The sequence below is a fragment of the Sphingomonas sp. ABOLG genome (assembly GCF_003950435.1).
GTDB lineage: Bacteria > Pseudomonadota > Alphaproteobacteria > Sphingomonadales > Sphingomonadaceae > Sphingomonas > Sphingomonas panaciterrae.
In genome coordinates, this window is record NZ_QQWW01000005.1 from 212,441 (window position 1) to 233,344 (window position 20,904).

Below are 20,904 nucleotides of genomic sequence, written 5' to 3' on the forward strand. Positions count from 1 at the left end.
TGATCAGCCGATTAGCAGGCCGGCGAGGGCGGCGGAGAGGAGGTTGGCGAGGCTGCCGGCGAGGAGCGCGCGGATGCCGAGCTTGGCGATCATCGGCCGCTGGTTGGGCGCGAGGTTGCCGGTCACCGCCATCTGGATCGCGATCGAGGAGAAATTGGCGAAGCCGCACAAGGCAAAGGTGACGATCGCCACGGTGCGCTCGGACAGCTCACCGGCCTGGCGGCCGAGGTCGATGTACGCGACAAACTCGTTCAGCACGATCTTCTGGCCGAACATGCCGCCCGCGCGCAGTGCCTCGTCCCATGGCACGTTGATGAGGAACATCACCGGCGCAAAGGCATAGCCGAGGATCTGCTGGAAGCTGAGATCGGGATAGCCGAACAGGCCGCCGATGCCCCCGAGGATGCCGTTGGCGAGCGCAACCAGCGCGACGAACGCCAGCACCATCGCGCCGACCGCGACGGCGAGGCGCACGCCGGTCTGTGCGCCCTGTGCGGCGGCCATGATGATGTTGGCGGGTGCCTCCTCGTCATGCGTCGCCTGCGGCATGGGTTCGCCGGGCGCGAGCTCGTTCGGGAGCGCGGCGATGTTGGCGCCGGCGAGGCGCGCCTCGGAGACCAGGATCTCGCGGTCGGCGTCGGGCAGGTCGCCGAGCGGCAGTTCGCCTTCCGGCGGCACGGTGCGGTCCGGCATGATGATCTTTGCCATCAGGATGCCGGCAGGCGCGGCCATGAAGCTGGCGGCGAGGAGATAGTCGATGCGGATGCCCATCGAGGCATAGGCCGCGAGGATCGTGCCCGCGACGCCGGCCATGCCGCTGGTCATCACGGTGAACAGCTGCGGCGGGGTGAGGCCGGCGAGATAGGGGCGGATGACGAGCGGCGATTCGGACTGGCCGACGAAGACGTTGGCCGCCGCGCACAGGCTTTCCACCTTGGAGACGCCGATCACCTTTTCCAGCGCGCCGCCCAGCCAGCGGACGACGAACTGCATGATGCCGAGATAATAAAGGATCGAAACGAGGCTGGCGAAGAAGATGATCACCGGCAGCGCGGCGATCGCGAAGCTGTTGCCGCCGATCTCAGGCGAGGCGAGCGGGCCGAACAGGAAGTCGACGCCCGCCTTGGCATAGCCCAGCAGGTTCGAGACGCCCGCCGACATGGTGGCGAGCACGCGCTTGCCCCAGTCGACGTAGAGCACCATCACTGCGATGCCGACCTGAAGCGCAAAGGCGCTGAGCACGACGCGGGGACGGATGGCGCGCCGGTCGGTCGACAAGGCCACGGCCAGCGCAAGGATCACCAGAATACCGGCGATACCGATCAGAAAACGGCTCAACTGCAACTCATCCCCGCTACGGGCGGAGCTTGCCGCCTGATCACTTTTCGCGCGCTATCATAGGGAAAAGGCAGGCGGTTCGACAAGCAGTCAACCGCGCGGAAGGACAGGATTCCTGCAACAACGCCCTTTTACCGGCGCGCTGCACGATGTACCGGCTGCCGATGGAATCCCGCGCTCCCGCGCCGATCGCGCGCTCGCTCTTCGCCTTCTCCATCTTCTATGGCGGCATGGTCTGCATTGCCGGGGTGCTGGGCAACAAGCAGGTCGCGCTCGGGCCGCTGGCGGTGGAGGCGGGGATCTTCGCCTTCCTGCTGCTGGTAGTGACGTCGAGCGCGATCGCGGAGCTATATGGGCGGCAGATCGCGAACCGGCTCGTGCAGCTGGGCTTCATCCCGCTGATCGTGTCGCTGTTCCTGACGCTGGTCGTGCTGGCGGTGCCCGCGTCGCCGGCGATGGAGCCGGAGCGACTGAGCGCGTTCGAGCTGATGATGACCGGCACGCCGCGCATCTGGCTGGGCGGGATCGTCGCCTATGGCACGTCGCAGACGCTGAACGTCACCATCTTTGCCGCGCTGAAGGGGCGTGAGGGCGGGCGGTTCCTGTGGCTGCGCGCGGCGATCGCGAGCGTCCTGTCGCAGGTGCTGGACAGCCTGTTGTTCGTCACCATCGCCTTTTACGGCGTGTTCCCGATCGGCGAGCTGATGATGGGGCAGATCATTGCCAAGGTGGTGCTGTCGATCGTGCTGGTGCCGCCGCTGATCTACGCCTTCGTCGCGCTGGGCCGGCGGCTCGACCGGCAGGCCTGAAGGCGACTGCCGCTGGCCGCACGGCCGGGGACAGTGCCGACTTTCGCGCGCGGGGCGATATGATTAAGGGCACCGCCATGAACGATCATACGCCCGCGCCCGAACTGCTCGCGAAAGCCGAAACGCTCGTCGAGGCGCTCCCCTATCTGCAGCGTTATGCCGGCGCGACTTTCGTGGTGAAATATGGCGGGCACGCCATGGGCGACCCCGAGGCGCAGCGCGATTTCGCCGAGGATGTGGTGCTGATGAAGGCCGTCGGGATCAACCCGGTGGTGGTGCACGGCGGCGGGCCGCAGATCGGGTCGATGCTGAAGCGGCTGGGCGTCGAGTCGCGCTTCGTCGACGGGCTGCGCGTCACCGATGAGGAAACCGCGCAGATCGCCGAAATGGTGCTGGCGGGATCGATCAACAAGCAGATCGTGTCCTGGATCGCGGCGGCCGGCGGCCGTGCGGTGGGGATTTCCGGCAAGGACGCCGGGCTGGTGCAGGCCGAGAAGGTCGGCCGCAGCGAGCCCGACCAGTTGCAGGGGATCGAGCGCAAGGTGGACCTGGGCTTCGTCGGGGAGCCGGTGGCGGTCGACAGGCGGATCATCGACACGCTGAGCCGCGACGGGATCATCCCCGTTATCGCGCCGATCGGCATCGGTGCCGACGGCCACACGTACAACATCAACGCCGACACGATGGCGGGTGCGATTGCGTCGGCGCTGGGGGCCAAGAGGTTCTTCCTGTTGACCGACGTCGCGGGCGTGCTCGACAAGCAGGGGCAGCTGGTCACCGACCTGACGCCCGACGACGTCGCCGGACTGCGCGCCGACGGCACGATCTCGGGCGGCATGATCCCCAAGCTGGAGACGTGCGTGGCGGCGGTCCAGTCCGGCGTCGACGCGGCGGTCGTTCTGGACGGGCGGGTGCCCCACGGTATGCTGCTGGAAATCTTCACGCGGCGCGGTGCGGGTACATTGATCCGCCGGGCTTGATCGCGACTGGCGCGATGCCCAACTGTGCTATCGTAATGACACACCCGAACGGAGACCGCCCTTGCTGATGCTAACCCTCGTCCAGATCCTGCAGGTGCTGCTGAACGTGGTGTGGTGGGTAATCATCATCCAGTTCGTCCTGTCGCTGCTGGTGACGTTCAACGTCGTCAACATGCAGTCGAACTTCGTCCGTTCGCTCTACATGGGCCTCGATAAGCTGACCGAGCCGATGTACCGCCCAATTCGCCGCATCCTGCCGCAGACCGGCGGGATTGATTTCGCGCCGGCCGTGGTGCTGATCGGGATCGCCATCCTGACGATCATCCTGAACAACGTCGCCGCCAGCGTGGTGATGGGCGGCGTCTGAGCGCCTGGCGCCCGGTTCCCGAAGGGCTGGCGATCGCGGTCAGGGTAACGCCGCGCGCCTCGAAGGAGGTGCTGGCAGCGGGAACCGATGAACATCTGGCGGCGCGGGTCTGTGCGCCGCCGGTCGACGGTGCGGCCAATGAAGCGGTGATCGCGCTGGTCGCCAAGACATTCCAGGTGCCGCGCAGCGCCGTTCGGCTGACCGGCGGCGAGACCGCGCGGATCAAGCGGCTTTTGCTCAGCGGCGACAGCGACATGCTGGCGCGGCGCGCGGCGAGCCTCTAAGGCGCTCAACCATGACGGCACGGATTATCGACGGAAAGGCCTTCGCGGCGGATGTGCGCGCGCAGGTGGCAGAAGGCGTGGCTCAGGTCGCCCGCGAAGCCGGGCGCAAGCCGGGGCTGGCCGTGGTGCTGGTCGGCGAGGATCCGGCGTCGGCGGTTTATGTCCGGTCCAAGGGCAAGGCCACGGTGGCGGCGGGGATGGAGAGCATCGAGCACCGCCTGCCGGCCGATACGACGCAGGACATGCTGGAGCGGCTGGTCGACCAGCTGAACGCCGATCCGGCGGTGGACGGCATCCTCGTGCAGCTGCCGCTGCCGGGGCACCTCGATGAAAGCGCGATCATCACGCGCATCGATCCCGACAAGGACGTCGACGGTTTTCACCCGGTGAACGCCGGGCGGCTGGCGACCGGCCTGCCGGGGTTCGTGCCCTGCACGCCTTATGGCTGCCTGTTGCTGCTGCGCGACGTGCTCGGTGACCTCAGCGGCAAGGACGCGGTGGTGATCGGCCGGTCCAACATCGTCGGCAAGCCGATGGCGCAATTGCTGATCGGCGAAAGCTGCACCGTGACGGTCGCCCATTCGCGCACCCGCGACCTGCCGGCGGTGGTGAAGCGCGCCGACATCGTCGTCGCCGCGGTCGGCCGTGCCAAGATGGTGAAGCCCGACTGGATCAAGCCGGGCGCGACGCTGATCGATGTCGGCATCAACCGCACCGACGAGGGGCTGGTCGGCGATATCGACCCGGCGTGCGCCGAGGTGGCCGGGGCGATGACGCCGGTGCCGGGCGGCGTCGGCCCGATGACGATCGCGGTGCTGCTGCGGAACACCCTGGTGTCTGCCGCACGCCGTGAAGGAATCACGCTGGCTAAGCCAATCTGATGCCGGCGGCCGTGCGGCGGCATGCATCACTAGACGCCTGGAGGATCTGCCTGGGGGGGCATCATCATGGTTGAGCTGTTCATCTCCTCCTTCATCACGTTTTTCGTGATCATCGATCCGCCCGGCTGTGCGCCGATCTATGCCGGGCTGACCGGCGACGCCTCGGCGGTGCAGCGCCGGTCGATGGCGATGCGCGCGGTCGGCGTGGCGACGACCATCCTGCTTGTCTTTGCGCTGTTCGGCGAGGAATTGCTGAAGGGCCTGGGGATCGAGCTGGCGTCGTTCCAGATCGCCGGCGGAATCATGCTGTTCCTGATCGCGCTGGAAATGGTGTTCGAGAAGCGCACCCAGCGCCGCGAGGATCGTGCCGCCGCCGTCGCGCTGGAAGAGGTGGAGGATGTGTCGATCTTCCCCATGGCGATGCCGATGATCGCGGGGCCGGGATCGATCGCCAGCGTCATGCTGCTGATGAGCGGCAGCAACGGGCTGAACCAGTCGCTGGTCGTGTTCGCGGCGCTCGGATCGGTGCTGCTGATCACGCTGGCCGCGCTGATCGCCGCCGGGCCGCTGATGCGGCTGATGGGGCACAAGATGGAGGCGGTGATCACGCGCCTGCTGGGTGTGCTGCTCGCCGCGCTGGCGGTGCAGTTCGTGATCGACGGGGTGCAGGCGCAGCTGGGCTGAGCCGGCACCGCCGCCGGCGCGGTGCTGGCTGATCGCACCACCAAGACAGTTGCCAATCATCACCTTCAGCGGCCATCAGGCACAAAAAAGGAGATGATCCATGGCCGAGCAGCAGCTGTACGCCGTTCCAGAACACTGGGCGGCCAACGCGAAAGTTGATCGGGACGCCTATGAGGCGCTGTACGCCGCCGCAGCGGCCGATCCCGACGCCTTCTGGCTGGAGGAAGCCAAGCGGCTGGACTGGATCAAGGCGCCGACGGTGGCGGGCGACTGGTCGTTCGACGAGGATGATTTCCACATCCAGTGGTTCAAGGACGGCGTGCTCAACGTCTCCGCGAACTGCATCGACCGGCATTTGCCCGAGCGCGCCGAGCAGGTCGCGATCATCTGGGAGCCGGACGTGCCCGAGGAGGAGCCGCGCCGCTTCACCTATCGCCGGGTGCACGAGGAGGTCGGGCGGTTCGCCAACGTCCTGAAGGCGCAAGGGGTGCGCAAGGGCGACCGGGTGACCGTGTACCTGCCGATGATCCCCGAAGCGGCCTTTGCCTTGCTCGCCTGCGCGCGGATCGGGGCGATCCATTCGGTGGTGTTCGGCGGCTTTTCCCCCGACGCGCTCGCCGGGCGCATCCAGGATTGCGATTCAAAGCTGGTCATCACCGCCGATGCCGGGCGGCGTGGCGGCAAGCGCATCGCGCTGAAGGCCAATGTGGACGCGGCGGCTGCGCGCGCGCCGAGCCTGGAGCGCGTGATCGTCATCAAGGTGACCGGCGACGACGTGCCGATGCACGACCGCGACATCTGGTATCATGAGGCGGCGGCCGAGGTGTCGAGCGAATGCGCGCCCGAGCCGATGAACGCGGAGGACCCGCTGTTCATCCTCTATACCTCCGGTTCGACGGGGAAGCCCAAGGGGGTGCTGCACACCACGGGCGGGTACCTGCTGTGGGCAAGTTACACCCATGACCTGGTGTTCGACCATCGACCCGAGAACGTCTTCTGGTGCGCGGCCGACATCGGCTGGGTCACCGGGCATACCTATGTCGTCTATGGCCCGCTGGCGAATGGCGCGACGACGCTGATGTACGAGGGGCTGCCCAACTGGCCCGATGCGAGCCGCATCTGGCAGGTGGTCGACCGCCACCAGGTGCACACGGTGTTCACCGCGCCGACCGCGCTGCGATCGCTGATGAAGGAGGGCGACGCGCCGGTGAAGGCGACCAGCCGCGCGAGCCTGAGGCTGCTGGGCACGGTCGGCGAGCCGATCAATCCGGAGGCATGGCGCTGGTATCATCAGGTGGTGGGCGAGGGGCGCTCGCCGATCGTCGATACCTGGTGGCAGACCGAGACGGGCGGCGCGCTGATCGCACCGCTGCCGGGCGCGACCGACCTGAAGCCGGGGTCGGCGACCAAGCCGCTGCCGGGCGTCCATCCGCAGCTGGTGGACGAGGCGGGCGAGGTTCTGGACGGTGCGGTGAGCGGTAACCTGTGCATCACCGCGAGCTGGCCGGGGCAGATGCGCACCGTCTGGGGTGACCATGAGCGGTTCTTCCAGACCTATTTCACGACCTATCGCGGGAAATATTTCACGGGCGACGGCTGCCGCCGCGACGAGCATGGCTATTACTGGATCACCGGGCGGGTCGACGACGTGCTCAACGTCTCCGGCCACCGCATGGGAACGGCCGAGGTGGAAAGCGCGCTGGTGCTTCATCCCAAGGTCGCCGAGGCGGCTGTGGTGGGGATGCCGCATGACGTGAAGGGGCAGGGCATCTACGCCTATGTCACGCTGAATTCGGGCGAGGAGCCGTCCGAGGATCTGACCGCCACGTTGCGTGCATGGGTGCGCAAGGAGATCGGGCCGATCGCGACGCCGGATGCGATCCAGTTCGCCCCCGGCCTGCCCAAGACCCGCAGCGGCAAGATCATGCGACGAATCCTGCGCAAGATCGCGGAGGGCGAGGTCGACAGCCTGGGCGACACGTCGACGCTGGCCGACCCCGCGGTGGTCGACGATCTGGTGGCGAACCGGCAGCGATGAGGGCGACGCCGGGCCGGCTTTTCGGCCGGGCCGGCGGGTCTCCCGGAGCGGCAAACAGGCTGTGATTGGGGAGCTATTCCCGCGTCGTCGCAGCAGTCGTGCAACTCACCGATGATTCGTCGAATCGGGGCGTCCGGCACCTGAGAATCGGTTGATTTTGTTAAGGGATCGTTGTCTTTTAGCCACAATAACGAGGGCTGCCGTAAGCCCTTGGGGGGTCGCTTTGGGACAGCAAGATGATGGCGCTTGGCTGACCGCTGAGTTGCTCGAACGTATCCTGGGCTCCGCGCGAGCCGCGGGACCGAATCTCATGATTTCGCGCGGTGATTGTCCGATGACATTGAACGCGCTGACCCGGCAGGGCTGGGTGCAGGAGAAGCGCGGGCATATCGTGCTGACCGCGAAGGCGCGCGCGCACCGGCGCGAGCTGGACCTGCATATCGCCTGATCCATCGGCGTGCCCGATGCCGGCGCCCTGGTCGGGCGGCCGGCGCCGGGCCGCTGCGCCTCAGGCGGCGACCGCGTAAGGCTTGATCTCACCCGACAGATAGAGGTTGCGCGCCTTGGCGCGGCTGAGCTTGCCCGAGCTGGTGCGCGGCAGCGTGCGCGGCGGGACGAGTTCGATCACGCAATTCATGCCCGTCACCGCGCGGACGCGATCGCGGATCTCGTCGCGCAGGCGGCTGCGCTCCTCCACGTCGGAGGTGCGGCACTGAACGAGGACGGCGGGGGTCTCCTCACCGCCCGGCGTCGTGATCGCGAAAGCGGCGATGTCGCCCTGCTTGAAGCCGGGGAGCTGCTCCACCGCCCATTCGATGTCCTGCGGCCAGTGATTGCGGCCGTTGACGATGATCATGTCCTTGGCGCGGCCGACGATGTAGATGTAGCCATCCGACATGTAGCCCATGTCGCCGGTGTCGAGCCAGCCGTCGGCCATGCAGGCGGCGGTCGCGGGATCATCGCGGAAATAGCCGACCATCAGCGACGGGCCGCTGCACCACACCTTCCCGATCGCGCGCTCGGGAAGGACGGTGCCGTCCTCCTCGCGGATCTCCACCAGCATGTCGCGCACCGGCTTTCCGCAATTCACGATCGCGCGATAGCGTTGCGGGCGATCCTGGCCGGCGGGGACGCCGGAGAGCTGCGTTTCCTCCACCAGCTCGACGCGGATCCCCTCGCCCGGCGGCATGATGGAGACCGCCAGCGTCGCCTCGGCAAGGCCGTAGGAGGGAAGGAAGGCGCTGGCCTGGAAGCCGGCATCGGCGAAGGCATCGACGAAGCCCTGCATGACGTCGGGCCGGATCATGTCCGCGCCATTGCCGGCGAGGCGCCAGCGCGACAGATCGAAGCGGTCGGCGGCCTTGGTCTGGCTCGACATGCGGCGCGCGCAGATGTCGTAGCCGAAGGTCGGCGAATAGCTGATCGAGGTGCCCGGGTTGCGGGTGATGAGATCGAGCCAGGCGAGCGGGCGGCGGGCGAAATCCTCGGTCTTGAGGTAATCGACCGACACCTGGTTGGCGATCGGCGACAGGAAGCAGCCGACGAGGCCCATGTCATGGTACCAGGGGAGCCAGGAGATGCAGCGGTCGCTTTCGATCAGCTGCATGCCGTGCGCGTGCGCGGCGAGATTGTTGAGCAGCGCATGGTGCGTGATCGCGACACCGTGGGGGAAGCGCGTCGAGCCGCTGGAATATTGCAGATAGGCGATGTCGCTGCCCGACGCCGGCGGCAGATCGATGGCATCGGCGGGGCGAGCGAGAAGATCGGCCCAGTCGAGGCCCTGCGTGCCGACGGCTGCCGCCGCCGCGCCGGCCATTTCCGACAGCTCGGGCGGATAGATCAGCATGACGGGATCGCAGCTCGTGAGCTGGACGCGCAGCTGATCGATGTAGGAATCCTTGCCGCCGAACGAGGTCGGCAGCGGCAGCGGCACCGGCCAGGCGCCGGCATAGACGGTGCCGAAGAACAAGGCGGCGAATTCGGCGCTGGTTTCCGCAACCAGCGCGACGCGATCGCCCGGCGTGATGCCCGCGGCGATCAGGCGATAGGCGGCCTGCTTCGCGTCGTCGCGCAGCTCGCGGAAGGGGTAGGGGCGCACCAGCGTGCCGCGCGCATCGTGGAAGTTCAGCCCGCGATCGCCCTCAGCGGCATAATCCAGCGCTTCGCCGAGCGTGTCGAAATCGGCGAAGCGGCGCGGTCGTGCGTCGCTGCTCGGGGTGGGGATCAGGGTCGCGCTCGTCATGGTCGGTTTGCTCAAAATCTCGTTAGTGTGCCTGTTTCGGACCTGCACACCGGCTTTTTCCGGAGGCCGGCCAACTGACGGTTCGCCACGTTCAAATTCCGATGGCAGTGTGGCAACATAAAGGCGCATGACGAATAGCCGCCGTACGCCGCCCCCGCTCGACCGCCGTGCGCTGGAGGATCTGGCGCTGCGTTACGTGGCGCGGTTCGCGACGACCAGGGGCAAATTGGCCGAATATCTGGCCCGCAAGGTGCGCGAGCGGGGCTGGGACGGCCCCGCCGCGGCGGATCCGGCCGCGATCGCCGACCGGATGGCCGAGCTCGGCTATATCGATGACCGCGCCTTTGCCGAGGCGCGGGCGCGATCGCTGGCGCGGCGCGGCTATGGCGCCGGGCGCGTGGGCCAAGCGCTGAAGGCGGCGCGAATCGCGGGCGAGGATATTGCCGAGCTGGTGGAGCAGAGCGGCGAGCAGGCGCTGGAAAGCGCGCTGGCCTTTGCCCGGCGGCGGCGGATCGGGCCGTTTGCGAGCGCGCCGGCGGACGAGCGCGGCCGTCAGCGGCACATGGCGGCGATGCTGCGCGCGGGCCATTCCTTCGCCCTGGCGCGGCAGATCGTCGCGGCCGCGCCGGGCGACATACCGGAAGCGTGACGCACGCCTTGTTTTCGCAGGAAGATATTGTGCGCCGCCACAACCATGCTAGCGTCCCGCCCAGGGGAAAGAACAATGCAAAGCGAACCGTCCGAGGCCAGACAAGGCCCCGACGCCGCCAGTGCTGGCGAGGAAGATGGCGTACGTGTGGCCGGTGCGTTGAAGTGGTTCGACGTGACGCGCGGCTTTGGCTTTCTGGTGCCTGACGATGCGTCCTTTGGCGACGTGCTGATCCACTTTTCGGTTTTGCAGCCACTTGGCCGCCGCAGCCTGCCCGAAGGGACGCGGATCGACGCGATGGTGGTGCGGCGCGAGCGGGGGTTTCAGGCGCGCGAGATCCTGTCGATCGACACGACCACCGCGATCGAGCCCACACCGCGCCCGACCAGCCGCATCGATCCCGCCACCCTGGTCGACGAAGCGGGCGACTGGGAGCCGGTGGCGGTGAAATGGTTCAATCGGCTGAAGGGATATGGTTTCCTGGTGCGCGACGACGTGCCGGGCGATATCTTCGTCCATATGGAAACATTGCGCCGCGGCGACATCAGTGAAGTGTTGCCCGACCAGAGGCTGCGCGCCCGCATCGTGGACGGGCGCAAGGGGCCGATGGCCGTGAGCGTGACACGGGAGAATTGACGATGAAGCTGTTGGCGATGGCCTCGCTGGCGTTCCTGCTGGGCGCGGCGGCGTGTACCGGCCGTGACGCCGCCGCGACGGCCAGCGACGAGCGCGCGAAAGCGCCGCTGACCGAGGTGACGATCGCGAGCGCGAACGGGCGGCACGTGTTCCGGGTTGAAGTGGCGGACACGCCCGAGAAGCAGCAGCGCGGACTGATGTACCGTACCGATATTCCCAAGGATGGCGGCATGCTGTTCGCGCCCTATCCGCCGGACGGCGGCGGCCCGCGCGAGGCGAGCTTCTGGATGAAGAACACGCCATCGCCGCTCGACATCATCTTCATCCGGCCGGACGGGACGATCGCGCGCATCGCGGAGAATACCGTGCCCTTCTCCGAGGCGCAGGTGCCGTCTGGCGAGCCGGTGAGCGCGGTGCTGGAGCTGAACGGCGGCCGATCGGCTGAACTGGGCATTGCGGAAGGCGACAAGGTTTCCTGGAACAAGTGACGGCCGGGCGCCGCGACGGAGGCGGCGCGGCGAATAGCGGCCAGCATGGCGCGATGATGGGTGAGCGCCTATCTCTCGCCCCATGCGCCTGACCGCGACCGCCATCATCCTGTCGAGCCGGGCGCATGGCGAGCATGGCGCCGTCGTCCGTGCGCTGACCGGGGATGATGGCGTGCAGGCCGGCTATGTCCGCGGCGGCCGGTCGCGCGCGCTGCGCCCCGTATTGCAGCCGGCCAACATCATTATCGGCGAATGGCGGGCGCGGACCGACAGCCAGTTGCCGGCGCTGACCGCCGAACTGGTGCGCAGCCGGGCGCCGCTGCATAGCGAGCCGCTGCCGGCGGCCGCGCTGGAATGGCTGACCGCGCTGACCGCCGCCGCGCTGCCCGAGGCGCATCCCTATCCCCGGCTGTACCAGGCGCTGTCGGGGGTGCTCGACGCGATCGATGCGGCGCCGGCGGCACGCGGCTGGGCGGCGCCGCTGGCGCGGTACGAGCTGCTGCTGCTGTCAGAGCTTGGCTTTGGCCTTGATCTGGGGCGCTGCGTGGCGACGGGGGCGCAGGCGGATATCGGCTATGTCAGCCCGCGGTCTGGCGGCGCGGTGAGCCGTGCGGCAGCGGCGGGATATGAGGACCGGTTGCTGCCGCTGCCCGCGTTCCTGGCGGCAGGGGGCGCGGCGGAGTGGCCCGACATCTTTGCCGGGCTGGCGATCACCGGGCGGTTCCTGGCGCGCAGCATCCTGCTTGACCGGCAGGCGGAAACGCTGGCGGCGCGCGAGCGGCTGATCGACCGGCTGCACAGAGCGGTTGCGTGAGACCCTGCCGGGCGGCAAGGAACGGTACCGTTCGCATCCCCGTTTCGCCTGGAGGCACGCATGGCCCTGATCGCAATCCTGCCGGGTGACGGCATCGGACCCGAAGTGACGGCGGAGGCGCGCCGGGTGCTGGAGGCGCTGGACCTGCCGCTCGCGTTTGAAAGCGCGCTGGTGGGCGGCGCGGCCTATCATGCGACGGGCGAGCCGCTGCCACCCGAGACGCTGGAGCTGGCGCATCGCGCGGACGCGATCCTGTTCGGGTCGGTCGGCGACCCTTCCTGCGACGCGCTGGAGCGGGGGCTGCGCCCGGAACAGGCGATCCTGGGATTGCGCAAGGAATTGTCGCTGTTCGCGAACCTGCGGCCGGCAAAGCTGTTCCCGGGGCTGGAGGATGCCTCCGCGCTGCGGCCCGAGGTCGCGCGCACCATTGACTTGCTGATCGTGCGCGAGCTGAACGGCGACGTTTACTTCGGCGAAAAGGGGATGCGCACCACGGCCGCGGGGCTGCGTCAGGGCTATGACCTGATGAGCTATGACGAGGGCGAAGTGGCGCGGATCGCGGTGGCGGGGTTCGAGGCGGCACGCCGGCGGGGCGGGCGGCTGTGCTCGGTCGACAAGGCCAATGTGCTGGAAACGTCACAACTCTGGCGCGACGTGGTGACGGAGGTGGCGCGGGAATATGCCGACGTCACGCTGACCCACATGTATGTCGACAATGCCGCGATGCAGCTGGTGCGCGATCCGGGGCAGTTCGACGTCATCGTGACCGGCAACCTCTTCGGCGACATCCTGTCCGACCAGGCATCGATGTGCGTCGGATCGATCGGGCTGCTGCCGTCCGCCTCGCTCGATGACACGGGCAAGGGGCTGTACGAGCCGATCCACGGGTCGGCGCCCGACATCGCCGGGCAGGGCAAGGCCAATCCGTGCGCGACGATCCTGTCCGCGGCGATGATGCTGCGCCATTCGCTGGAGCTGCCGGAGGCGGCCGACCGGATCGAGGCGGCGGTGGCGCGCGCGCTGGTGACGCATCGCACGGCGGACCTTGGCGGCACCTGTTCCACCCGGGAGATGGGCGACGCGGTGCTGGCGGCATTGTAACCGGGGGTGAGCGACCTGCTCGACCTCGCCATCGTCATCCCGACGTTCAACGAGAAAGCCAATGTTCCGGTCCTGATCGCGCGGCTGGACCAGGCGCTGACCGGGATCAACTGGGAAGCGATCTTCGTCGACGACGACAGCCCGGACGGGACGGCCGAGGCCGCGCGCGAGATTGCGCGGATCGACCGCCGCGTGCGCGTGATCCAGCGGATCGGGCGGCGGGGCCTTGCCACTGCCTGTATCGAGGGGATGTGCGCGACCGCCGCCCCCGCGGTGGCGGTGATCGACGGCGACCTGCAGCATGACGAGACCATCCTGCCGGACATGCTGGCGGCGCTTCGATCGGACGCGGCGCTCGACATCGTGGTGGGGTCGCGCTTCGTCGAGGGCGGCGGGACGGGCGACTGGGATCGCGACCGGCTGAGCAAGTCGGCGCTCGCCACGCGGCTGTCGCAGCGTGTGCTGGATGTGGGACTGACCGACCCGATGAGCGGGTTCTTCATGGTGCGCACCGACGTCGTGCGCGCGCGGGCACCGCATCTGGCGGGGATTGGGTTCAAGATCCTGCTCGACATCATGACCGCCGGCGGCCGGCCGCTGCGGTTTCGCGAGCTGCCCTATGTCTTTCGCGTTCGGACCGAGGGGGAATCGAAGCTCGATCATGTCGTGGCGCTCGAATATCTGATCGCGCTGTACGATCGCCGCTTCGGCCGGCTGGTGCCGGTGCGGTTTGCGATGTTCTCCGCCATCGGGGTGATCGGCGTCGGCATCCACATGGGCGTTCTGGCGCTGCTCCACCTGGTGGCGGGCGCGTCGTTCCTGATCGGTCAGATTGCCGCCACCGGCGCGGCGATGACGTTCAATTTCTTCCTCAACAATGCCCTGACCTATCGCGACCGGCGGCTGAGGGGCGCGCGGCAGTTGCTGGACGGGTGGGTGTCGTTCTGCGTCGTCTGCTCGGTCGGCGCGGTCGCCAACGTCGGCGTCGCGGCGTTCCTGTACGATTTCCATTACGGCGCCTGGGCAGCGTCAGCGCTGGCCGGGGTGCTGGTGGGCGCGGTGTGGAATTACGCGCTCTCCTCGCGTTTCGTCTGGGGCCGCTATTGAGGCCAAATCAGACCCAGGTCGGAAACCACGTCCAGTAGCGGAAGGCGTCGGCGGCGGGCAGCGGCAGCGCAGCGAGCACCGGATAGAAATAGATGGCGAGCGCCAATGACGCGGCGAGCAGCGCCGTGTCCCACCCGCGGGTCCGTGCGCGCCAGTGATCGAGCGCGACCACGATGGCGATGACGATGAAGACGCTGGACGGATAGTAATAATAATAGAAGCCGAGCGACTTGGGGATCACCGCCCAGACGGCAAGGCTGCCGGTCCACAGGGCGGCGGCGGCGAGCAGGCGGGCCGAGCCGGAGCGTACCCAGCCCCACCAGCAGGCGACCACCGCGATCAGCCCGGTCCACATGATGACGGGATTGCCGAGCAGGAGGATGCCGCGCTGTGCGCCCTCCGCCGGCTCATAGAGATACCAGATCGGGCGGATCAGTAGCGGCCATGTCCACCAGTTCGACTGATAGGTGTGGGCGGGCAGCACCTGCGTCTGCCGGTCGAACATCTCCAGCTGAAACGGCAGCAGCGTTGCGAGCGTCAGCGGTGCGTCGCGATAGAAGAAGGCCGGCGCGAAAGTGGCGAGGTAGGTCACGGCCGAGACCAGCGCGAGCACGCCGAGCGCGACCGGCGTCGACAGGCCCGGGAAGCGGCGCGGATCCTCCCGCTTCAGCAGCACGAAGGCAAGCGCGGCAAAAGCGACATAGGGCGCGGCGAGCCATTTGCAGGCGGTGGCCGCGCCAAGCAGCGCCGCGGCCACGGCCCAGCGGGCCAGCCCGCCATTGCGCAGCGCGGCGGCCGCCATGGCGATGCCGGCGGCGAGGAAGGCGAGCATGAAGCCGTCGAGCATCGCGATACGCGCCTGCACGAACACCGTGAAGTTCAACACGGTCAGCGCCGCCGCGACGAGGCTGGGGCGGCGGCGACGGGTGATCTGCCACACGATCGCGAAAATTGCGGTCACGGTGACGGCGCCCGCAAGTGTCGACATGAATCGCCAGCCGAGGGCATCGTCGCCGAACAGGCGGATGCCCTGCGCGATCAGCCATTTGCCGAGCAGCGGGTGTTCGATGTTGACCGGGCCGTCCAGCGTCAGCAGCGTGCGGGCTGCGGGCACGTAATGCACCTCGTCGAACACGAACTGGTGCGGCACCGTCAGGCCGATGAGGAACAATGCCTCCGCGACCAGGAAAACCACGATCGCGAGCGGCAGGGGGCGGCGCAGCATGGCCCGGGCTTAGCCGGATGTGGGCAAAGCGCCAATGCGGCGCGCGGGCCCCGCGCGGCAAGACGAGCGAGCGTCGTGCTTGAAAGCCCGCGGCAATTGGCCGAAAGCGGCCGGATGAAGCGCCGCACCGGACAAGACCGCACGATCACCGACACCTGGCGCCCTGCGACCCGTGCCATTCGCGGGGGCACCGTTCGATCCGAATTTGGCGAAACGTCCGAGGCGATCTTCGTCACCTCCGGCTATGCCTATGACTGTGCCGGAGATGCCGCGGCGCGGTTCGCCGGTGAGCAGGAGGGGATGACCTATTCCCGGCTGCAGAACCCGACGGTGGAGATGCTGGAGCATCGCATCGCGCTGCTGGAAGGGGCCGAGGCGTGTCGCACGATGGCCAGCGGCATGGCGGCGATGACCGCGGTGCTGCTGAGCCAGTTGCAGGCCGGCGACCATGTGGTGGCCGGGCGCGCGGCGTTCGGATCGTGCCGCTGGCTGGTCGACAACCTGCTGCCCAAGTTCGGGATCGCGACCACGGTGGTCGACGCGCGCGATCCGCAGCAATTCATCGATGCGGTGCGGCCGGAAACCAAGGTGTTCTTCTTCGAAACGCCGGCCAACCCGACGATGGACGTCGTCGACCTGCGCGCGGTGTGCACTATCGCGCGCGAGCGCGGCATCACCAGCGTGGTCGACAATGCCTTTGCCACGCCCGCCCTGCAGCGGCCGATGGAATACGGCGCCGACGTGACGGCTTATTCCGCCACCAAGATGATGGACGGGCAGGGCCGCGTTCTAGCCGGCGCGGTGTGCGGCACCAAGGATTTCATCGACAACACGCTGCTGCCGTTCACGCGCAATACCGGGCCGACGCTGTCGCCGTTCAACGCGTGGGTCGTGCTGAAGGGGCTGGAGACGCTGGACCTGCGCATCCGTCGCCAGTCGGAGAATGCGCTGAAGGTCGGCGCGTTCCTGGAAGGGCGCGTCGCGCGGATCCTTCACCCCGGCCTGCCCAGCCATCCGCAGCACGAGCTGGCCATGTCGCAGATGGAGGCAAGCGGGCCGATCTTCGCCTTCGAGGTGGAGGGAGGACGTGCGATGGCGCACGGCCTGCTCGATGCGCTGCAGCTGATCGACATTTCCAACAATATCGGCGATTCCCGGTCGCTGATGACCCATCCCGCCTCCACCACCCATGCCTCGGTCACGCCGGAGAAGCGCGAGGAGATGGGGATCGGCGAGGGCATGCTGCGGCTGAATGTCGGGTTGGAGGATCCGGCCGACCTGATCGACGATCTCGACCAGGCGTTGCGGACGATCGGCTTGTGAAGGCATTCTTCCCTTCGTCGCAAACGACGCGGGGAGTGACCGTGCGCGTGTCGGTCAGCTATCTACCCGAACAGTCGGAGCCCGAGCGGGGCCGCTGGTTCTGGGCCTATCATATCCGCATCGAGAATGATGGGCCGCAGGCAGTGCAGCTGCTGACCCGCCATTGGATCATCATCGACGGGCGCGGGGCGCGCCATTCGGTCGAGGGCGAGGGCGTGGTGGGCGAGCAGCCGCTGATCCTGCCGGGCGGAAGCTACGATTATGTCTCGGGCTGCCCGCTGGCCACGCCGGCCGGGTCGATGCAGGGCAGTTATCGCATGGTCGATGCCGCCGGCATGACGTTCGACGTCGCCATCCCGAAGTTCGCGCTGATCGCGCCCGCGGTGACCGGTGGAGAGCGTGGCTGAGCAGCGTCGCTTGCGATGCGGGCGGGAGCGGGGCATGGCACGTGGCATGGTGACCCGTCACGCTTGTCATTCTGACCGATCGCCGCTTGCCAGGGGGAGCGCGGCGTGAAGCGTACGCATCTTCCGCTGAACGGGCTGCGCGTGCTGGATGCCGCGGCACGCCATCTGTCGTTCACCCGCGCGGCCGACGAACTGGCGGTAACGCCAGCGGCGGTGGGCCAGCAGGTCCGCGCGCTGGAGGATACGCTGGGCGTGGTGCTGTTCCGCCGCACGACCAAGGGGCTGGAGCTGACGCCGGAGGGCGAGGCCGGCCTGTCGGCGTTGCGACAGGGCTTCCTGCAATTCGAGGAAGCGGTGCGGGCGATGCAGGCGGGGCAATCGTCCAAGTCGCTGACCATCGCCGCGCCGCGCGACCTGACGGAGAAGTGGCTGCTGCCGCGGCTGGCGACGATCGCGCAGCGCGACAGCGACTTGCGCTTCGTGCTGGTGACCGCCGACAGCGCGCCAGATTTCACGGAGGCGAACCTCGACCTTGCCATCACTTGGGGTGAGGGTCCGGGCCTTCACGAAGGCGAGGCGATCGAGAGCGAGGGCATGGTAACGGTCGAGCGGCCGGGCGGCGGCGCGGCGGCGATCATCGCCTGGCCGGGTGACGGCATGGATGAGGCCGGGGCGCTGGTGCGCGTCGGGGATGCGGGGCTGGCGCTGGACGCCGCGGCACGCGGGCTGGGCCGGGCGACGGTGCCCGAGCTGCTCGCCGCGCATGATATCGCCGCGGGCAAGGTGGCGCTGGTCGGTGAGCCGCGGCCGTCGCGGCTGGGCTATTGGCTGGTCGCGCCGCTGCCGCAATGGCGCCAGCAAAAGGTGCAGGCGCTGGTCGAGGCGCTGGCGGGTTGATCGTCGGCATGAGGGCGGACCCGTTTGAAAGCGAGCGGCTGCTGATGCGGGCCCCGACGCATGACGACGCGCCGGCGCTGTACGAAGCCTATCGCGACCAGCGGGTGATGCGCTTCTGGTCGAGCCCGCCGCATGAGAGCGTCGCGGACACGATCGCCTATGTGACCCCGCACGTCGACGACCAGTGGCGGCAATGGGTGATCGTGGAGAAGGCGAGCGACCGCGCGATCGGCACGCTGGCCGCGGGGGAGCGGCGGCGCGGCGTGATGGAGATCGGCTATCTCCTGGCACCGTCGGCCGCGGGCAAGGGCTATGGTCGCGAGGCGGTGGGCACGTTGATCGACCTGTTGTTTGCCGAGGGCGCGCGGCGCGTGTTCGCCGATACCGATCCCGACAATCAGCGATCGATCGCGCTCTTGATGGACCTCGGTTTCCAGCGCGAGGGATTGCTGCGCGCGGAATGGCACACGCATATCGGCGTGCGCGACAGCGTGATCTGGGGCCTGCTGCGCGATGAATGGCAACCGCAAAGGCGCGCGCGGGGGCAGCGCCTGCGCTCTAGTCGGGTGTGACCGCCGGCGGAGAGCTGCGGACACGACCCAGCCAGAAGGTCCCGTCGTAATCGGCGGCGTGGTGAGCGGGGGGCGGATCGGTCAGGGCGATAAAGGGCGGGCCGTCGGGCTGTTCGGTCCTGCCGACAGCGTGAGGCCCGCACACGACCGCGTCTGACGTGACGGGCGTGCCCGGCTGAGGCTTGAAGTCTGGCTTGATCTGGCAGCTCCATGCCGTGCCGCCGGCCGTCTCCATATCAAGGGTCACAAGACGACCATGCCGCGCCAGATGCCGCGCCATCGGGTCGAACGTGACGCCGGAATGGTGCACGGGCCGCTTGCGCGCATGTACGTTACCCACCAGCACGAGCACATAATCATAGGGGCGGGACGATGCGGCGCGCAGGATATTGTCCGCCTGCGCCGCATCGTGCGGCCCCTGACCCGGCAGGTGCGAGAATTGCTGCGCCTGCGCCTCGTCCTTCATGCCGTTGAAGGGCGTTACGTCTATCGCTGCGCCGCGCCGCGCGAGCTGATACAGGCGCACCAGTAGGGCCATCATCGCTTCGCTGCCGGTTCCGTCGTCCATCTGCGCCCAGCCAGCCTTGCTCACTGCCTGTACGAACGCCGCTTCTGGCAGCCGCCAGGCATGTTGGTAGGCGGCGCTGAGATCGGAGGGGTGTTCGACGGCGACCAGGATCCTCTTGCCTTGCGCCGCCAGCGCGCAAGAGAGATCGCCGATGAAGGCGGGCGCCTGCTGCGTTCCATGCACTTCACCAAAGATGACAAATCGAGGTTCGCGCTTAGCGACCCCCTCCCAGCCGCGCGGGACCGCACAGGCCCGGGAAGGTTCGGGCTGCGTGGATGAAATCGGGAGCGACCGAGGACTGGGAATGGCGCCGGCCGGGAGCATTGGGTTCGAAAGCTGTGCCGCCAAGGTGACTGCGAGTGCCTTGCTGATGCCCATGGAGCGTCTCCGGCGTGGCCCGCAAAAAAGCGGAGAGAAGGTGCCAGCGTAGCACCAATTGTTTCCTGTTCGCCCAGCAGTTTGTCTGATGGGGCTCGTCGGGGCTCACGGAGGTGGAGCGCGCGAGAAAATTGCTCCACGCGGCGCTCTCCTGTAGAAGCAGGCAAGGTTCAGGAGTTTTCGAGATGATCCAGCGTCACCGCTGAGGCGGCAAAAGACATCGATTGGTGGAGCGATCCGCCGTCCGGACTCTGTTTCGAGAACATTCATGCAAAGATTGAAGAACAAGACGTGCGTCGTCACTGGCGCGGCGCGTGGGATCGGGCGTGCGATTGCCGCGGGCTTCCATGATGAGGGCGCGCGCGTCTTCGTCACTGATGTGGACGCGGTGGCGGGCGCTGCGACCGCGGCAGAGATCGGCTGCCGTTTCGAGCCGCTCGACGTGCGCGAGGAGGAGGATTGGGACCGGCTCGCGCAGCTGGTTCCCGTCGCCGACGTCGTGGTCAACAATGCCGGCGTGACCGGATTTGAGAGCAATGCGGGGCCGCACGATCCGGAACATGCCAGCCTCTCCGATTGGCGGGCGGTGCATCAGGTGAACCTGGACGGCACGTTCCTTGGCTGTCGTTATGCGATCGGCGCGATGAAGGGCGCAGGGACTGGATCGATCATCAACATCTCGTCGCGATCCGGCATGGTTGGGATACCGGGCGCTGCGGCCTACGCCTCCTCCAAGGCGGCGATCCGCAATCACAGCAAGACGGTGGCGCTTTATTGCGCCCAGCAGGGGTGGCGGATCCGGTGTAATTCGATCCACCCCGCCGCGATCCTGACGACGATGTGGGAACAAATGCTGGGGGAGGGGCCGGAGCGCGAGGCGCGCATGGCGGCGCTGGTCGCCGATACGCCGCTCCGGCGCTTCGGCAGGGCGGACGAGGTCGCCGCGCTGGCAGTGACGCTGGCGTCGGACGCGGCGACCTATGTCACCGGGACCGAGATCAGCATTGATGGCGGGCTGCTCGCCGGGTCGGCTGCGGTACCCGGTTGACGCCGGCGCGGCACGTCGACGCCGCTGTGGGTATTTTCAAACAAAAAGCCCCGCCGGATCGCTCCGGC

General features: G+C 67.9%; 22 protein-coding genes. 18 read left to right on the forward strand and 4 right to left on the reverse strand.

What is annotated here, in order from left to right; all coding sequences use genetic code 11:
* Positions 1–3: 3 nt before the first annotated feature.
* Positions 4–1,338, reverse strand: a complete 1,335-nt coding sequence (locus tag CA236_RS08200; RefSeq protein ID WP_125945232.1) for a nucleoside transporter C-terminal domain-containing protein — start codon at positions 1,336–1,338, stop codon at positions 4–6.
* A gap of 164 nt (positions 1,339–1,502) precedes the next feature.
* Between CA236_RS08200 and CA236_RS08205 the strand changes: the two genes are divergently transcribed.
* From CA236_RS08205 to acs, 7 genes are all read left to right on the forward strand, one after another.
* Positions 1,503–2,147: a queuosine precursor transporter gene (locus CA236_RS08205; protein ID WP_046408348.1), complete on the forward strand. Its 645-nt coding sequence runs from the start codon at positions 1,503–1,505 to the stop codon at positions 2,145–2,147.
* 77 nt (positions 2,148–2,224) lie between these two features.
* Positions 2,225–3,127, forward strand: a complete 903-nt coding sequence (gene argB, locus CA236_RS08210) for an acetylglutamate kinase (RefSeq protein ID WP_046408451.1) — start codon at positions 2,225–2,227, stop codon at positions 3,125–3,127.
* A 67-nt stretch (positions 3,128–3,194) separates the two neighbouring features.
* Positions 3,195–3,494, forward strand: coding sequence for a YggT family protein (locus tag CA236_RS08215; RefSeq protein ID WP_314472320.1), 300 nt, complete (start codon positions 3,195–3,197; stop codon positions 3,492–3,494).
* Between the two features lie 32 nt (positions 3,495–3,526).
* On the forward strand, positions 3,527–3,778 hold the full coding sequence (locus tag CA236_RS08220) for a DUF167 domain-containing protein (RefSeq protein WP_277600065.1): 252 nt from the start codon (positions 3,527–3,529) through the stop codon (positions 3,776–3,778).
* A gap of 11 nt (positions 3,779–3,789) precedes the next feature.
* The gene (folD, locus tag CA236_RS08225) at positions 3,790–4,659 is read left to right on the forward strand and encodes a bifunctional methylenetetrahydrofolate dehydrogenase/methenyltetrahydrofolate cyclohydrolase FolD (RefSeq protein ID WP_125945234.1); all 870 of its coding nucleotides are present in this window, start codon (positions 3,790–3,792) and stop codon (positions 4,657–4,659) included.
* Positions 4,660–4,725: 66 nt separating this feature from the next.
* Positions 4,726–5,343: a MarC family protein gene (locus tag CA236_RS08230; RefSeq protein WP_125945235.1), complete on the forward strand. Its 618-nt coding sequence runs from the start codon at positions 4,726–4,728 to the stop codon at positions 5,341–5,343.
* Positions 5,344–5,443: 100 nt separating this feature from the next.
* Positions 5,444–7,381: an acetate--CoA ligase gene (gene acs, locus CA236_RS08235; RefSeq protein ID WP_125945236.1), complete on the forward strand. Its 1,938-nt coding sequence runs from the start codon at positions 5,444–5,446 to the stop codon at positions 7,379–7,381.
* A gap of 508 nt (positions 7,382–7,889) precedes the next feature.
* Here the strand turns inward: acs and CA236_RS08240 are convergent.
* Positions 7,890–9,623 (reverse strand): fatty acyl-AMP ligase, encoded by a 1,734-nt coding sequence (locus CA236_RS08240; protein ID WP_125945237.1) that lies wholly within the window; start codon positions 9,621–9,623, stop codon positions 7,890–7,892.
* A gap of 127 nt (positions 9,624–9,750) precedes the next feature.
* Here CA236_RS08240 and CA236_RS08245 point away from each other — a divergent pair, with 127 nt between their 5' ends.
* The 6 genes from CA236_RS08245 to CA236_RS08270 all read left to right on the forward strand — a co-directional run bounded on the left by CA236_RS08245 (position 9,751) and on the right by CA236_RS08270 (position 14,418).
* Positions 9,751–10,272, forward strand: a complete 522-nt coding sequence (locus tag CA236_RS08245; protein ID WP_046408337.1) for a RecX family transcriptional regulator — start codon at positions 9,751–9,753, stop codon at positions 10,270–10,272.
* A 75-nt stretch (positions 10,273–10,347) separates the two neighbouring features.
* A complete protein-coding gene (locus CA236_RS08250) occupies positions 10,348–10,908 on the forward strand; it encodes a cold shock protein (protein ID WP_046408335.1) in 561 nt (186 codons plus the stop codon).
* A gap of 2 nt (positions 10,909–10,910) precedes the next feature.
* Complete coding sequence (locus CA236_RS08255) at positions 10,911–11,396, forward strand: DUF192 domain-containing protein (RefSeq protein WP_052742474.1); 486 nt, start codon at positions 10,911–10,913, stop codon at positions 11,394–11,396.
* Between the two features lie 82 nt (positions 11,397–11,478).
* On the forward strand, positions 11,479–12,210 hold the full coding sequence (gene recO, locus CA236_RS08260) for a DNA repair protein RecO (RefSeq protein ID WP_125945238.1): 732 nt from the start codon (positions 11,479–11,481) through the stop codon (positions 12,208–12,210).
* A 60-nt stretch (positions 12,211–12,270) separates the two neighbouring features.
* Positions 12,271–13,311 carry a 3-isopropylmalate dehydrogenase gene (leuB, locus tag CA236_RS08265; RefSeq protein ID WP_125945239.1) on the forward strand — a complete coding sequence of 347 codons (1,041 nt, stop codon included), beginning with the start codon at positions 12,271–12,273 and terminating at the stop codon, positions 13,309–13,311.
* A 6-nt stretch (positions 13,312–13,317) separates the two neighbouring features.
* Positions 13,318–14,418 carry a glycosyltransferase family 2 protein gene (locus CA236_RS08270; RefSeq protein WP_125945240.1) on the forward strand — a complete coding sequence of 367 codons (1,101 nt, stop codon included), beginning with the start codon at positions 13,318–13,320 and terminating at the stop codon, positions 14,416–14,418.
* A 7-nt stretch (positions 14,419–14,425) separates the two neighbouring features.
* Here CA236_RS08270 and CA236_RS08275 read toward each other — a convergent pair whose 3' ends face one another.
* Positions 14,426–15,643 carry a glycosyltransferase family 39 protein gene (locus CA236_RS08275; protein ID WP_125945241.1) on the reverse strand — a complete coding sequence of 406 codons (1,218 nt, stop codon included), beginning with the start codon at positions 15,641–15,643 and terminating at the stop codon, positions 14,426–14,428.
* A 114-nt stretch (positions 15,644–15,757) separates the two neighbouring features.
* Between CA236_RS08275 and CA236_RS08280 the strand changes: the two genes are divergently transcribed.
* The 4 genes from CA236_RS08280 (at position 15,758) to CA236_RS08295 (ending at position 18,842) form a co-directional block, all read left to right on the forward strand.
* On the forward strand, positions 15,758–16,966 hold the full coding sequence (locus tag CA236_RS08280; RefSeq protein WP_125945242.1) for an aminotransferase class I/II-fold pyridoxal phosphate-dependent enzyme: 1,209 nt from the start codon (positions 15,758–15,760) through the stop codon (positions 16,964–16,966).
* Positions 16,963–17,373, forward strand: a complete 411-nt coding sequence (gene apaG, locus CA236_RS08285; RefSeq protein WP_046408325.1) for a Co2+/Mg2+ efflux protein ApaG — start codon at positions 16,963–16,965, stop codon at positions 17,371–17,373. The genes CA236_RS08280 and apaG overlap by 4 nt, the downstream gene beginning before the upstream one ends.
* A 105-nt stretch (positions 17,374–17,478) precedes the next feature.
* Complete coding sequence (locus CA236_RS08290) at positions 17,479–18,270, forward strand: LysR family transcriptional regulator (protein ID WP_046408324.1); 792 nt, start codon at positions 17,479–17,481, stop codon at positions 18,268–18,270.
* An 8-nt stretch (positions 18,271–18,278) separates the two neighbouring features.
* The gene (locus CA236_RS08295) at positions 18,279–18,842 is read left to right on the forward strand and encodes a GNAT family protein (protein ID WP_125945243.1); all 564 of its coding nucleotides are present in this window, start codon (positions 18,279–18,281) and stop codon (positions 18,840–18,842) included.
* Here CA236_RS08295 and CA236_RS08300 read toward each other — a convergent pair.
* The gene (locus CA236_RS08300; RefSeq protein WP_125945244.1) at positions 18,829–19,788 is read right to left on the reverse strand and encodes a hypothetical protein; all 960 of its coding nucleotides are present in this window, start codon (positions 19,786–19,788) and stop codon (positions 18,829–18,831) included. The two genes, CA236_RS08295 and CA236_RS08300, sit on opposite strands and share 14 nt — an antisense overlap.
* Positions 19,789–20,056: 268 nt before the next feature.
* Between CA236_RS08300 and CA236_RS08305 the strand changes: the two genes are divergently transcribed.
* On the forward strand, positions 20,057–20,836 hold the full coding sequence (locus tag CA236_RS08305; protein ID WP_125945245.1) for an SDR family oxidoreductase: 780 nt from the start codon (positions 20,057–20,059) through the stop codon (positions 20,834–20,836).
* Positions 20,837–20,904: the final 68 nt, after the last annotated feature.